This window comes from Pseudomonas kribbensis, from assembly GCF_003352185.1.
In the GTDB taxonomy this organism is placed as follows: domain Bacteria; phylum Pseudomonadota; class Gammaproteobacteria; order Pseudomonadales; family Pseudomonadaceae; genus Aquipseudomonas; species Aquipseudomonas kribbensis.
Map to the genome: position 1 here is coordinate 2,044,661 of NZ_CP029608.1, position 13,354 is coordinate 2,058,014.

General features: G+C 61.1%; 9 protein-coding genes. 3 read left to right on the plus strand and 6 right to left on the minus strand.

Translation table 11 applies throughout. The annotated features are described in order from the left end of the window. The gene (locus DLD99_RS29620) at positions 1-4,845 is read right to left on the minus strand and encodes an RHS repeat-associated core domain-containing protein (RefSeq protein WP_114882015.1); all 4,845 of its coding nucleotides are present in this window, start codon (positions 4,843-4,845) and stop codon (positions 1-3) included. A gap of 246 nt (positions 4,846-5,091) precedes the next feature. Here DLD99_RS29620 and DLD99_RS09600 point away from each other — a divergent pair, with 246 nt between their 5' ends. Beyond that, on the plus strand, positions 5,092-5,787 hold the full coding sequence (locus DLD99_RS09600) for an HAD-IA family hydrolase (protein ID WP_007960113.1): 696 nt from the start codon (positions 5,092-5,094) through the stop codon (positions 5,785-5,787). Positions 5,788-5,863: 76 nt separating this feature from the next. On the opposite strand, the gene DLD99_RS09605 is transcribed toward DLD99_RS09600, so the two are convergent. Further along, positions 5,864-6,610, minus strand: a complete 747-nt coding sequence (locus DLD99_RS09605; RefSeq protein WP_114882016.1) for a 3-oxoacyl-ACP reductase family protein — start codon at positions 6,608-6,610, stop codon at positions 5,864-5,866. A gap of 125 nt (positions 6,611-6,735) precedes the next feature. Here DLD99_RS09605 and DLD99_RS09610 point away from each other — a divergent pair, with 125 nt between their 5' ends. Then, complete coding sequence (locus DLD99_RS09610; protein ID WP_114882017.1) at positions 6,736-7,677, plus strand: LysR family transcriptional regulator; 942 nt, start codon at positions 6,736-6,738, stop codon at positions 7,675-7,677. Here DLD99_RS09610 and DLD99_RS09615 read toward each other — a convergent pair. The 3 genes from DLD99_RS09615 to DLD99_RS09625 all read right to left on the minus strand — a co-directional run bounded on the left by DLD99_RS09615 (position 7,646) and on the right by DLD99_RS09625 (position 11,187). Further along, entirely contained in the window at positions 7,646-8,374 is a 729-nt protein-coding gene (locus tag DLD99_RS09615; protein WP_085711883.1) for an aspartate/glutamate racemase family protein, read from the minus strand. The genes DLD99_RS09610 and DLD99_RS09615 overlap by 32 nt on opposite strands. Before the next feature lie 54 nt (positions 8,375-8,428). Beyond that, positions 8,429-9,973, minus strand: coding sequence for an NCS1 family nucleobase:cation symporter-1 (locus tag DLD99_RS09620; protein WP_114882018.1), 1,545 nt, complete (start codon positions 9,971-9,973; stop codon positions 8,429-8,431). A gap of 479 nt (positions 9,974-10,452) precedes the next feature. Continuing rightward, positions 10,453-11,187: a phosphoadenylyl-sulfate reductase gene (locus tag DLD99_RS09625; RefSeq protein WP_085711886.1), complete on the minus strand. Its 735-nt coding sequence runs from the start codon at positions 11,185-11,187 to the stop codon at positions 10,453-10,455. A 162-nt stretch (positions 11,188-11,349) separates the two neighbouring features. Here DLD99_RS09625 and thrH point away from each other — a divergent pair, with 162 nt between their 5' ends. Beyond that, complete coding sequence (gene thrH, locus DLD99_RS09630) at positions 11,350-11,967, plus strand: bifunctional phosphoserine phosphatase/homoserine phosphotransferase ThrH (protein ID WP_114882019.1); 618 nt, start codon at positions 11,350-11,352, stop codon at positions 11,965-11,967. A 41-nt stretch (positions 11,968-12,008) separates the two neighbouring features. Here thrH and pabB read toward each other — a convergent pair whose 3' ends face one another. Next, entirely contained in the window at positions 12,009-13,352 is a 1,344-nt protein-coding gene (gene pabB, locus DLD99_RS09635) for an aminodeoxychorismate synthase component I (RefSeq protein WP_114882020.1), read from the minus strand. Between the last annotated feature and the right edge of the window lie 2 nt (positions 13,353-13,354).

Here is a 13,354-nt window from a genome sequence, read left to right on the forward strand (position 1 = left end):
TTACCTCCTATACGGATTAGGTATTGAATACCCGACGTAGGTACCATCCTCATTGACAGGTGTAGCACCCACGATATCTCGATTGTTGATACCGCCAGGGACTGCTATTTCTTTCTCGCGTCGATGTGGTGACATAGCGCCTAGCTCTTTGTTTACATCGATTCCTCGAATGTTTTTCAGGATGTAGATGTATCCTTCGGCATACCCGTATCCAGTTGCAAACTTCGCGGCTTCTTTTTCCGAGATTGATGTGCTTACGAACCAGCTGGGAGGACTTTTGTTATCTAATGCGTGCAAAAATAAGTCCTTACTCTCGCCCCATGGTTCAAATCCTCCTTCAAAGATATCCCATGGCTCTCGTTCATCACCTCTGTACAGATAGTGATTTTCTTGTATTGGGCCGGGAGTTTTTGGCTCGCCTTCATCTACTTTAGTGCCTGCTGTCCTATCCGGCACCGAACATCCCGGCCTATTCGGCGGCGGACAATTGGAAGTCAACCCCAACGGATCCACCCACCCCGTTGGATTCGGCACGTACCGGTACTGGTTCAACCCACCTGCCAGCCTCACCGGATCCGGCGTCAGGTACCGTCCAACATCCGGGTCGTAGTACCGGTGCCGGTTGTAGTGCAACCCGCTTTCCGCATCGAAATACTGCCCCTGAAAGCGCAGCGGCTGGTCGAGGTAGTCCTCGGTCGCCAGTTCCAGCGAGGTGACCTTGCCGTAGGCGCTGTATTTGGCTGACCAGACGATCTCGCCGCTGTAATCGGTCAGTTCCTGCGGGGTGCCGAGGTGGTCGAGCTGGTAGTAGAACGGGCAGGCGCGTTTCGGGCCTTGGCCGTCGAGCATCGCCAGCGGGCGAAAGGTGCCGGGTTCGTAGATGAAGCTGCGGTGTTGTTCTTTGCTGCTTTCGGCGATCAGGTGGTCGCCTTGCCAGAAGAACTCGGTGGTCTGGCCGTCGACGGTTTTGCGGATGCGGCGACCGAAGGCGTCGTATTGGTAGGACGCGGTGCTGCCGTCGGGGCGGGTCAGGCCGATCAGGCGGTGCTGGCTGTCGTAGCGGTATGCAGTGACGAGCTGTTGGGCGCGGCCGCGGCGTTCGCGGATCAGGTTGCCGAAGGCATCGTAGTCGTAATGGCGGTCGCCCTGCATCAGCAGGCGGTTGCCTTTGATGCTGGTCGGGCCGGGCCGATCCTGCAGCAGCAGGTTGCCGGCCGGGTCGTGGGCGAAGTTTTCCGGCACATCGTCGCGGGTGTGGCGCACGCGGATCAGCCGGTCGAGGGCGTCGTACTGGTAGCTGCGCTGACCGTGGCGTGTGTCGGCGATGTGTTCGAGGTTGCCGTTGGCGCTGTAGGCAAAGTCGCGGCGATACAGCGCGCTGCGTTGATGGCCTACGGCGTGGGAGTGCAATCGTCCTTGTTCGTCGTAGGCATATTCGCTGAGCAGTAGGCCTTGCTGGCGCTGCTGTTCGCGACCGTTCAGGTAGACGTGGCGGGTGAGCAAGGCGCCGTTGAGGTCGATCGCGGTCAGCGCGCCGCCCTTGGCGTAGTGGTAATCGAGCTTGCTGTTGTCCGGCAGACGCATCCGGGTCAGTTGGCCGCAGGCGTCGTAGGTGTAACGCAGCGTGCCCCAGCCCTGATGCTCGCGCACCAGTCGGTCCTGCAGGTCGTATTCGAAGGCCAGTGGGTGATCCTGGCCGTCATCCACACCGACCAAACGGCCCAAACGGTCATAGCGATAGCTGACCTCAACTCCGTCCGGCAGGGTCTTGAGCAGCAGACGCCCAGCAGCATCACGTTGATAGCCGGTGACCAGCGTCGAGCCGTCGTCACCGAACTCGGTCTTCTCCAGCAGATGGCCGTTGCGGTCGTAGGCATACGCGGTACGCCGCCCATCAAAGCCGGTTTCCTGTCGGATCAATCCGGTCGGCGTGTAGTCCAGCCGGTACTTTTCGCCGGACTCGTTCTCGATCTCCGTGAGCAACAGCTGCGCATGGTCGTAGCGGTATTGCAGCCGCGTGCCGTCGGGCTTGATCCGCCGGCTGACCAGGTGCAGGTCGTCGTCATACTCGTAGCGGGTGATGCGCCCCAACTCATCGCGTTCGGCGGTGATCTGGCCGTAGGCGCTGTAGGACCAGGCACGGGTGGCACCGGTCGGCGAGGTGGCCTGGATCAGCCGTCCGACGGCGTCCCACACATGACGGGTGACCGCGCCGTGTTCGTCTTGCGCAGTAATCCGCCGTCCCAAGGCATCGTAGGAAAACTTCCGAACCCCACCGTTGGGCAGGCTTTCCTCGACCAACTGGCCAAGGTCGTTCCACACGAACACATGCCGACCGCTGTCCGGATAACGGATCGACAGCAGCCTCCCCTGCGGGTCGTGGTGGTAATGGGTGACATGACCGTCAGGATCGACCGCCTCGGTGATATCGCCCTGGGCATTACGCCGGTAGGTCCACTCCGCCTCGCCCCGGCTACGGCGGTGCAGGAAACCGTTGCGGTACTCGTAGGACGTCGGCGTATCGTCCGGCGGAATCAGCGCGATCAGCCGTCCGGCGTCGTCATAGCGGTACTCGGTGACCGCCCCCAGCGCATCCTGCTCGGCGATCAGCCGGCCCTGCGCATCGTAGGCCTTGAGCTGCTCGCCACCGTCGGCCGCGACCTGACGCACCAGCCGCGCCGTGTCGTCGTGGACGTAAACCTCTTCACGGCCGTCGACGTACTGCACTCGCACGCTGCCGGCGTCGTCCCAGACGTAACGCGTGTCCATCTGCGAAAACGACGCCCAGTGCCGCACGCAACGCGCGGCCTTGCCGGAACGTTCCCACTCCCAGAAGAAACTCGCGCCACCGGTTAACTGCCGTTGCAGGATGACGTGCCGGTCGTCGTAGTCGTAACGCTCGCTTTCGCCGACGGCGTTGGTCGCCTCGATCAACCGATGACGGGCATCAAAGCGGTAGCTGACCAGCGTCTGCTCGGTACGCCAGGCAGCTTCGCGCCAGACTTGATAGTCCACGGCCACCAGATGCGCCCGCTCGTAGCGCAGCAACAAGGAACGACCGGCCCCGTTATCGAGGCGCTCAACCCGATCCAGACGATCACGCGTAATACGCAGCCGATTGCCATAGGCATCGCTGACAGCAGTCAGACGCCCAGCCCGAAAGTGATAAAACCGCGCCGCATCCCCCGCCAGCGCAACGATCAGTTCCTCCGGCTCATCCCCGAGAAAGATCGCCGCCCGCGACAAACTGTTGTGAATCGCCGGCCGCTCAACACTCGGCAAGGGAAACCGCGTCCGCCGGTTCTCATGGTCAACCCAGACCACCGAAGCGCCATCAATCTCCAGCCGATGCGCCAGCGAGTGACTCCAGCCAAACCCCAACCCGACATCGATTTCCACTGCACTGGTGCGATACAACCGGCTGAACTCGAAGGGCAACAACCCGTCGAGCACGCCATCGGTCAGCGTCAGCAGCTCTTCGCCGGTGACCATCGACACCGGGCAACCATTGGTGCAGGTGCGGGGGACGCAATCGGCGCTGTCGCCGTTGGGGTTCTTCGCCTGAGCCGACGCATCGTCGCGAGGCTCATGCCGCTCCATTCGCGTCGTGCCGTGTGACTTGTTACGCGCAATGGCCGCCGGATTGGGCACCGTCAGCACCTGCGCATCCGCCGTGCGAATCTCCAGCGGAACCGCAGGCGTCGGCCGCAACGGTGCCGGACGCGCATTGATCATCAGCGGTTTCAAGGCGGCCGCATGCCGAGCCAGATCGGGTGCCGAAGTCAGCTCCGCCAAACGCAACGCCGACGCCGCCAGCCATTCCCGGGCACGCGGCGACTTGATCTTGCCGAGCACCTTGGCGCTCAACCGCAGCGGAACCCCCATGCCCGCCGACACGCGCATCAACAGAAAGCCGATCAGCAATTCGACCCGAACTTCAGCCACCACCTCGGCCAGATACTGCGGCGGCAGCATCTTCAGCCAACTGGTGAACGCCGCCAGATGAATGAACAGCAACGGCTCGTCGCTGAGCATCAGCAGGCCATTGGCGATGGCTTCGGAGGAGGCCTCGAGCAAGGCTTCCAGCTCGACGCCGGACAGGTATTGCAGCAGTTTTTCGCTGTTGGCCTGCAAGTCGGCGAGCAGGGCAAACAGCTGTTTCACGTCATCCCAGACGCCGTTCAGGGCCGTTTCGAAACCGCGCCAGTCGGCCTGCTGCAACTGACCGTAACGCTCCAGGAAACCCGCGCTGGAAAACTCCGCCCATTGCGGTTGAAACCCGACCCATTCCTCACGCAACCATTTTTCCAGGCCATCAATGAGCCCTTGATACGAGGCATACAGCGTCTGGATATGCGCGGTGGAAACATCGGGAAAGAAGGTGATGCGATAACGCTGGCCCCGGTCGCAGTCGTCGACTTCGAGAATGCCGCTGGGGCCGATGGTGTAATGCTGCGGTTCGCCGAATTTCAGGACGCCGCCGACATCGGAAATGACCGGTTCCAGGGTCACCGGCGTATCGCCGATCGGCACGAAGCGCGCAGCTTCGAACATGTGCACCAGCGTCAGGGGCCCGGCAACGGGGCACATGACTACGGAAGTGCTGATGGGTTTTCGACTGCCAACCGGCGCACTGAGCTGGACATCGTTGCCGACCTTGAACACCTGATCGACATCCAGCGCGGTTCCCGTCCAGAACTGCTCGGCCCAGCTTTCATAGTCGTTGAGGCAGAGGCGGAACTCCTGAAACAGTTTCTCGGCGTCGGGCTGGTCAGGGTTCAGCGCAGCCACCACCAGCAAACCGATGCTGTTGTTCAGGTACAGGAGTCGATCGGATGGAAGCATTCGCAGTCACTCGCGCGCATCAAGGGATGGCGCGAAACTTTGCGGGGGATCAAACAGGAAAGAAGTCAGGCAAGTAGGCGATGTCTGTAGGGCAATTCTCTAAATGTGCCTGGCAACGTTCGGCGGACAACCGACATTGCCCGTTGCTCAACCTCGGCCGCGCTCGTTATGCTGCTGAACCCTTTAATCAGATCCGAGCAGCGGTACCCGATGCCGCCTGGGATGTTTTTGATAACGGATCCGATGATGAATGCACCGCTGAAGGCGTTCGGCCCGATCAAGGCCGTGATTTTCGATATGGACGGTTTGCTGCTGGACACCGAGGGCATCTACACCGAGGTTACCTCGCTGATTGCCGAGCGTTACGGGCGTACCTTCGACTGGAGCATCAAGCAGAACATCATCGGGCGTGGCGCAGGTGATCTGGCCCGTTATGTGGTCGAAGCGTTGGATCTGCCGATCACCGCCGAAGAGTTTCTGGTGATTCGCGAGCCGCTGATGCGCGAGCGTTTTCCCACCGCGCAAGCGATGCCGGGGGCCGAGGAACTGATTCGTCACCTCAAGGCGCACAACATTCCGATTGCCGTCGGTACCAGTTCGTCGCGCCAGTCGTTCGGTCAGAAAACCACGTTGCACCGCGACTGGTTTGCGTTGTTCGACTTCATCGTCACCGCTGACGACCCGGAAGTCGGTGCGGCCAAACCGGCGCCGGACATTTTCCTCACCGCCGCTCGCCGCCTCGGTGTGGCGCCGGAAGATTGTCTGGTGTTCGAGGATTCGCCGTTTGGCGTGACAGCCGCGAAAGCAGCGGGCATGACCGCCATCGCGATTCCCGATGCCGCCATGGCCGATGAAAAATACGCACACGCCGACGGGATTCTTCGTACGTTGAAAGCGTTCACGCCGAGTGCCTGTGGTTTGCCGGCGCTGGACTGGGCCTGATCAAACCGCAAACATAAAAACGCCGCCCCTCTGTAAAAGGAGGGGCGGCGTTTTTCATTATCAAGAATCTGATCAATCAGGCGCCGAAACCACCGTCGATGCTCAGGCTGGCACCGGTGATGTAACCGGCTTCCGGGCCTGCGAGGTAGGCGACGAAGCTGGCGATTTCCTCGGCTTTGCCGTAACGACCGACCGCCATCAGCGGAATCAGGCTTTCGGCAAAGTCGCCGTGGGCCGGGTTCATGTCGGTGTCCACCGGGCCAGGCTGCACGTTGTTGATGGTGATGCCCCGTGGGCCGAGGTCGCGGGCCAGACCTTTGGTCAGGCCCACCAGGGCGGATTTGCTCATCGCATACACGCCGCCACCGGCGAAGGGCATGCGGTCGGCGTTGGTGCTGCCGATGTTGATGATGCGTGAGCCTTCGCCCATGTGTTTGGCGGCTTCCTGACTGGCGATGAACACGCTGCGGACGTTGATTGCCAGGGTCTGGTCGAAGTCTTCCAGTTTGAAGTCTTCCAGCGGGGCGACGGCCAACACACCGGCGTTGTTGACCAGAATGTCGAGGCGGCCAAAGGTTTCGACGGTCGCGTTCACGGCGTTGCGGATGGCGCCGGCATCGGCGCTGTCGGCCTTGATCGCCAGGGCTTTGCCGCCGCTCGCGGTGATGCTGTTTTGCAATTCCTCAGCCTTGGCGGCGGAGCTGACGTAGGTGAAGGCAACCGCGGCGCCTTCGGCGGCCAGGCGCTTGACGATGGCGGCACCGATGCCGCGAGAGCCGCCTTGAATCAGAGCGACTTTACCGCTGAGGTGTTGAGTGGTCATGTTCGATCTCCAGAAATTTCAAGGCAGGCTGCCTTGGTGTGGTGTCGAGTATCTGCCCCTCGCCACCGGGCGAGTAGACCGTGGTTGCTATAGTCTGTGTAAACCAAAAGTTTGGAATGGCGGCCATGGAAACCTTCAGCAGTATCGAATGCTTCGTGCGTAGCGCCGAAGTCGGCAGCTTTGCCGAGGCCGCGCGACGCCTGAGCCTGACACCGGCCGCCGTGGGCAAAAGCGTGGCGAAACTGGAAGCGCGCCTCGGCGTGAGGCTGTTCCAGCGTAGCACCCGTCGGTTGACCCTGACGGAAGCGGGGCAATTGTTTCTGAGTGAGGTCAGCGGCAGCCTGACCACCATCCAGAATGCCGTGAGCAATCTGGCCAGCGCCGGCGGTCAACCGGCGGGTACGCTGAAAGTCAGCATGGGCACGGTGTTCGGCCGCTTGTACATCGTGCCGCTGCTGGGGGAGTTCCTGACAAGGTTCCCGGCGATCAACCCGGACTGGCACTTCGATAACCGACAGGTCGATCTGATCGGCCAGGGTTTTGATGCGGCGATTGGCGGTGGCTTCGAGCTGCCCCAAGGCGTGGTTGCGCGCAGGCTGACGCCGGCGCATCGGGTGTTGGTGGCTTCGGCTGATTACCTGGATCGGCACGCGCCGATCAGCGAACCGGACGACCTCAAACTGCACGAGGGCATCCTGATCCGCTCGCCGCAGACCGGTCGCGTGCGTTCCTGGCAGTTGACCCATCGCACCCGGCAACACAGCCCGCTGACCCTCACGGCGCGAATGACCATGAGCGATTCCGAAGCCGCCTGCGCCACGGCGGCGCAGGGGCTGGGGATTGCGTTGGTGAGCATGCCGTTCGCTGTCGGTTATCTGGAGGCGGGAACGTTACAGCGGGTCTTGCCTGACTGGTACGTCGACGACGGCAACATCTCCATCTATTACGCCGAGCACAAACTGCTGCCGGGCAAGACCCGGGCGTTTGTCGATTTCATCATCGAGCAATTTTCAACCCAGGGTCTCGCCGAGCGGTTCAACGCGCAAAACGTGCTGGCCAGCCGATGATGGTCTTCGGCCGTGGGGTCGCATACGTCCGCACCTTGGACGTTGATAGCCCCAGACGAACCAGCGATTCGGCGATGGTCACGGCAGCAGTAACGCCATCGATCACCGGCACGCCGGTACGCTGACGGATCTTTTCATCGAGCCCGGCCATGCCGCCGCAACCGAGGCAGATCACTTCGGCTTTATCCTGAGTCACCGCCAGTTCAGCCTGATGCACAATCGCTTCCAGCGCCCGTTGCGGTTCGTGTTCCAGCTCAAGCACCGCCAGACCACTGGCGCGCACTGAGGCGCAGCGATCCCACAGGCCCGAGAGTTTCAGTCGATCCTCGATCAACGGAACGGTGCGATCCAGCGTGGTGACCACCGAATAGGCGTGGCCGAGAAACATCGCAGTGCTGGCCGCCGCATCGGTGATGTCCACCACCGGCACGTTGAGCAACTCCTGCAAACCTTCGCGACCGTGTTCGCCGTAGCCGGCCTGGATTACTGCGTCGAACGGCTGGTCGTAGGACATCACCCGGTCCATCACGGCGATGGCGGCCAGGTAACTTTCGAAATTGCCCTCGACTGAATCGGCGCCGAAGTACGGCGTCAGGCCGACGATCTCGGTGCCGGGGGAGGCCACAGCCTGCGCCGAGCGGGCGATGGCCTGAGTGATGGATTCGGTGGTGTTGACGTTGACCACGAGAATTCGCATGGGAAGTCCTTATTACGGTTGGTTCTGCGGCCCCGCGAAGGGCCGCCAAAAGATTCAGTGGCTGACGTTGTCGACGGCGATGGCTTCGCCGTCCACGTCGGCGTAATGCGGCTGGCGTTTGGCGACGATCAGATAAAGCATCCCGGCGATGCCGGCACCGATCAGCCAGGAGAAGGGCGAAACGCTGTGGAAGCCCGGCACCAGTGCCAGGACGATGGCGATCAGCGCGGCCGGAATGAACGCCGCCACCGCCCGCAGATTGACCCCGCGGCTGTAGAAATACGCGCCATTCGGGTCTTCGCTGTACAACTGCGGCACGTGGATCCGGCTTTTGCGGATCAGCCAGTAGTCGACCATGATCACGCCGTACAACGGGCCGAGCAGGGCGCCGAGGCCGGACAGGAAATACACGATCACCAGCGGGCTGTTGTAGAGGTTCCACGGCAGGATCAGCACCGCAATCGTTGCGCTGATCAGCCCGGCGCGGCGGAAGGTCAGGTATTTAGGTGCCAGGTTGCTGAGCACGAAGGCCGGGGCGACGAAGTTGGCCATGATGTTCACCGCCACGGTGACGATCAGGAACGCCAGGCAACCGAGCACCAGAAAGAACGTGTTGGGGATCGAGGCGATGATTTCGGTCGGGCTCTCGATGATCCGCCCGTTGATCTGAAATTGCGCACCGCACAGCAGGACGGTGATCCCGGCGAACACCAGAATATTCACCGGCAGGCCCCAGAAGTTTCCGATCTTGATGGTTTTGCGGCATGGCGAGGAGCGGGCGAAGTCGCAGAAGTTGAGGATCAGCGTGCCGTAGATCGCCAGCCACAAGGCGCCGCCGGCAAAGATGTTGCGCCACATCTCGCCGCCGGTCAGCGGTTCGCGGATCGACCAGGCAATGGTTGCGTTGGCCTGGGTGTACATCCACGCGGCGAGGCAGGCGACGGTCAGCAGAATCACCGGTCCGGCGAAGGCTTCGTAGCGGCGGACCATCTCCATGCCGTAGGCCAGAATCCCCAGTTGCACGAACCAGATCGCCACGAAACACACCCAGCCCAGGCTCGACAGGCCGAGGATCGAGTTGTGGTCGTAGTCGGCGAAACCGGGATGGATCGCCGTGAGCAACACGCGAAACACCACCGACGCCAGATACGTCTGAATCCCGAACCAGGCGATGGCAATCACCGCCCGGATCAACGCAGGAATCTGCGCCCCGTGGATGCCGAAACTGATCCGGCTGATCACCGGAAACGGTACCCCGGTTTTCTGTCCCATGTAGCCGGACAGGTTCATGAAGAAATACACCAGCGCCGCGCCGATCCCCAGCGACAGCAGAATCTGCCAGCCGCCCAGGCCCAGGGCGTACAGACCGATGGCAAACGAGTAGTTGGCGATGTTGTGCACATCGTTGGTCCACAGGGCGAAGATGCTGTATTTGCCCCAGCGCCGTCCTTCGACCTTGGTTGGTGCGAGGTCGCTGTTATGCAGGCGTGGACTCAATTGCAGCGGTTCGGCGATGCCGTCACCGGGTACGGTGTGATCGAGGGTTGAGGAGGAGGGCAGATTCAGCGCGATGTTGTTGTTCGAAAGACTCGTACGCATTCCGGCAGGCTCCTGATGTTCGGGCCGCGATGACTGTGCATGAGCGCTCGGGCTCGGCAGATCTTCGTCGCGACGCTGAAACATCACTGGTTACGGGGCATCTGCAGCCTGTACGGGATAGGGCGCTTCAGGCTTGCGGATCGAAAGTGTGGGTTCATGTTTTGCAGTTTTGTATACAAAACATGTATGCACTTAAGCCAGATCTGTGCCAGTCAGCGATCTATGAAAACCACCACTGATTTCGAAAAGTTATTGAATAGCGCCAAGTCACTGAAATTCAGGCGATATAAATTGACCGTTCGAACAGGTATTTATTTTTCGGAAGGGATTTTGGCGGACGCCGGAAGGGATCGCTTTGGCAGCGGAATGTAACTTTTCAGGGCGTAGAAATGAAAAGTGCACACATAAATGGCACCGATGGTGACATTCGTGTGTACACATTTTTCATGTCTGTCAGAGACAACTGTGGGGCGAGCGGTTTACGCCTTGCTGATGATATTCCCGGCGTGCAAACCGCATTCTTTCTGGGTCGCTTCTTCCCACCACCAGCGGCCTTCGCGCTCGTGCTGGTTCGGCAGGACAGGGCGGGTGCACGGTTCGCAGCCGATGCTGATGAAACCACGCTCATGCAGACTGTTGTACGGCAGCTCCAGCATACGGATGTAGCCCCAGATTTCCTCGCTGGTCATCTGTGCCAGCGGGTTGAACTTGTACAGGGTGCGCTCCGGGGTGGAGAACGCGCTGTCGATTTCCATCACTGCGACGGCACTGCGGGTACCGGGGCTCTGGTCGCGTCGCTGGCCGGTGGCCCAGGCTTTGACGCCGGACAGTTTGCGGCGCAGCGGCTCGATCTTGCGGATCCCGCAGCACTCGCCATGACCGTCCTTGTAGAAGCTGAACAGGCCTTTTTCCTTCACGAACGGTTCGAGTTTCGTGTAGTCCGGCGAGACCAGCTCGATGTCGATCTTGTAGTGCTCGCGCACCTGATCGATGAAGCGGTAGGTTTCCGGGTGCAGACGACCGGTGTCGAGACTGAACACCTTGACGTTCTTGTTCAGCTTCCAGGCCATGTCCACCAGCACCACATCCTCGGCGCCGCTGAAAGATATCCACAGGTCATCGCCGAACTCGGCGAATGCGAGTTTGAGGATGTCCTGGGCGGATTTGTTGGCATAGGTCGTGGCGAGTTCCACGACGTCGAACGTTGGGCTCATCAGGGCGGCTTCCTACAGGTCGGTGGCGCTGGGCGCTCTATATGGCGGCGATGTTAACAAAAAGCAACGCCTGCCGGGGCGGCCTCTGCGTTGCACGGTCCGGGTCGAGCCGCTAGAGTTCGGGCTCGCTCGACTCAATAAACATTACAAACGGAGTGTTCTGTGGAAATTGCCTGTCTTGATCTTGAAGGAGTGCTGGTACCGGAAATCTGGATCGCCTTCGCCGAAAAAACCGGAATCGAATCGCTCAAGGCCACCACCCGGGACATTCCCGACTACGACGTGCTGATGAAGCAACGCCTGCGCATCCTCGACGAACATGGCCTGAAGCTTTCGGATATTCAGGAAGTGATCGCCACCCTCAAGCCGCTGGACGGCGCGGTGGAGTTCGTCAACTGGCTGCGCGAGCGGTTTCAGGTGGTGATTCTGTCGGACACGTTCTATGAGTTTTCCCAGCCGCTGATGCGCCAGCTGGGCTTCCCGACCTTGCTCTGCCACCGTCTGATCACTGACGAAAGCGGGCGGGTCACGGGCTATCAGTTGCGTCAGAAAGATCCGAAACGTCAGTCGGTCCTGGCTTTCAAGAGCCTGTATTACCGGGTGATTGCGGCGGGGGATTCTTACAACGACACCAGCATGCTGGGTGAAGCGGACGCGGGGATCCTGTTCCATGCGCCGGATAACGTGATCCGGGAGTTCCCGCAGTTTCCGGCGGTGCACAGCTTTGGCGAGTTGAAGCAGGAATTTCTCAAGGCTTCGAGCCGCGATTTGAGCCTGTAAGTCATGCTGTGGCGAGGGCGCAACCGCCCTCGCCACACTCGTCAGAGGTTCTGCAGGGTTTCGAGCAGAACTTTGACTTTGGTAATCGACTCCTGATACTCCGCCTCCCAGTCCGAGTCGGCGACGATCCCGCCACCACCCCAGCAACACACCTGCCCATCCTTCACCAGCAGACTGCGAATCGCGATGGAGCTGTCCATCTCGCCACGCACGTCCAGGTACAGCAACGAGCCGCAATACAAGCCGCGTCGGGTCGGTTCCAGTTCGTCGATGATCTGCATCGCACGAATCTTCGGTGCGCCGGTGATCGAGCCGCCGGGGAAGCTGCCGGCGATCAGGTCCAGGGCATCGCGATCCTCCGCCAGCTCACCGGTCACGCTGCTGACCAGGTGATGCACGTTCGGATAACTTTCCAGGCTGAACAGCTCCGGCACCCGCACCGAGCCGATGCGGCAGGTGCGACCGAGATCGTTGCGCAGCAGGTCGACGATCATCAGGTTCTCGGCGCGGTCCTTGGGGCTGGCCAGCAATTCGGCGGCGTTGGCGGCGTCTTCGGCCGGGGTCGCGCCACGGGGGCGGGTGCCCTTGATCGGGCGGGTTTCCACCTGGCGCTGGCTGACTTTGACAAAGCGCTCGGGCGAGAGGCTCAGCACCGCGTTGCCGTCGGGCAGACTCTGGAACCCGGAAAACGGCGTCGGGCAGGCCTCGCGCAATTTGCAGTAAGCCAGCCATGGGTCACCTTCACACGGCGCGCGGAAACGCTGGGCGAAGTTCACCTGATAGCAGTCGCCCGCCTGGATGTATTGGTGAATGCGTTCGAGCGCCTGGCGATAGTCGTCGGCCGACAGGTCGGCGGTCATCGCCGTGTTCAGCTTGAACGGCGTCAGCTCAGCGATCACCGGTTGGCTGAACAGATCGATAAGCCGTTGTTTTTCGCTGTCGCTTACCGACGGGTGAAACACCAGTTGGCTGGTCGCTTTCTGGTGATCGCTGATCAATGCCCAGTCGTACAGACCGAATCGCGCATCCGGCAGTTGCAGATCATCCAGCGCCTGACTGGGCAGATTTTCCAGATGCCGGCCGAAGTCGTAACTCAGGTAACCGATCAGGCCACCGGCGAACGGCAGCTCGTATTCCGAAGGCAACTGTGCCTCGCCGAGGCGTGCCAGATTGCCCCGCAGGCGTTGCAGGAAATCGTCGCCGCGCTCGTCGGGCAACACCGCCAGTTGTTCCAGCGGCCACGCACTGAGCAAGTCATAACGGCCACGGTCGGCACTCGGCCGGCCGCTGTCGAGCAGCACGGCGCCGGGCGCATGGCGGATTGCCGCGAAATAGTCGGCGGGGTTGGCACGGTAGGGCAGCGGGTGTACGGAACAGGTCAACATGG

Bases quoted from the DNA above. Each gene is read 5' to 3' on its own strand.
- DLD99_RS29620 (WP_114882015.1), bottom strand. From the start codon at position 4,845: ATGCTTCCATCCGATCGACTCCTGTACCTGAACAACAGCATCGGTTTG.
- DLD99_RS09600 (WP_007960113.1), top strand. From the start codon at position 5,092: ATGAATGCACCGCTGAAGGCGTTCGGCCCGATCAAGGCCGTGATTTTC.
- DLD99_RS09605 (WP_114882016.1), bottom strand. From the start codon at position 6,610: ATGACCACTCAACACCTCAGCGGTAAAGTCGCTCTGATTCAAGGCGGC.
- DLD99_RS09610 (WP_114882017.1), top strand. From the start codon at position 6,736: ATGGAAACCTTCAGCAGTATCGAATGCTTCGTGCGTAGCGCCGAAGTC.
- DLD99_RS09615 (WP_085711883.1), bottom strand. From the start codon at position 8,374: ATGCGAATTCTCGTGGTCAACGTCAACACCACCGAATCCATCACTCAG.
- DLD99_RS09620 (WP_114882018.1), bottom strand. From the start codon at position 9,973: ATGCGTACGAGTCTTTCGAACAACAACATCGCGCTGAATCTGCCCTCC.
- DLD99_RS09625 (WP_085711886.1), bottom strand. From the start codon at position 11,187: ATGAGCCCAACGTTCGACGTCGTGGAACTCGCCACGACCTATGCCAAC.
- pabB (WP_114882020.1), bottom strand. From the start codon at position 13,352: ATGTTGACCTGTTCCGTACACCCGCTGCCCTACCGTGCCAACCCCGCC.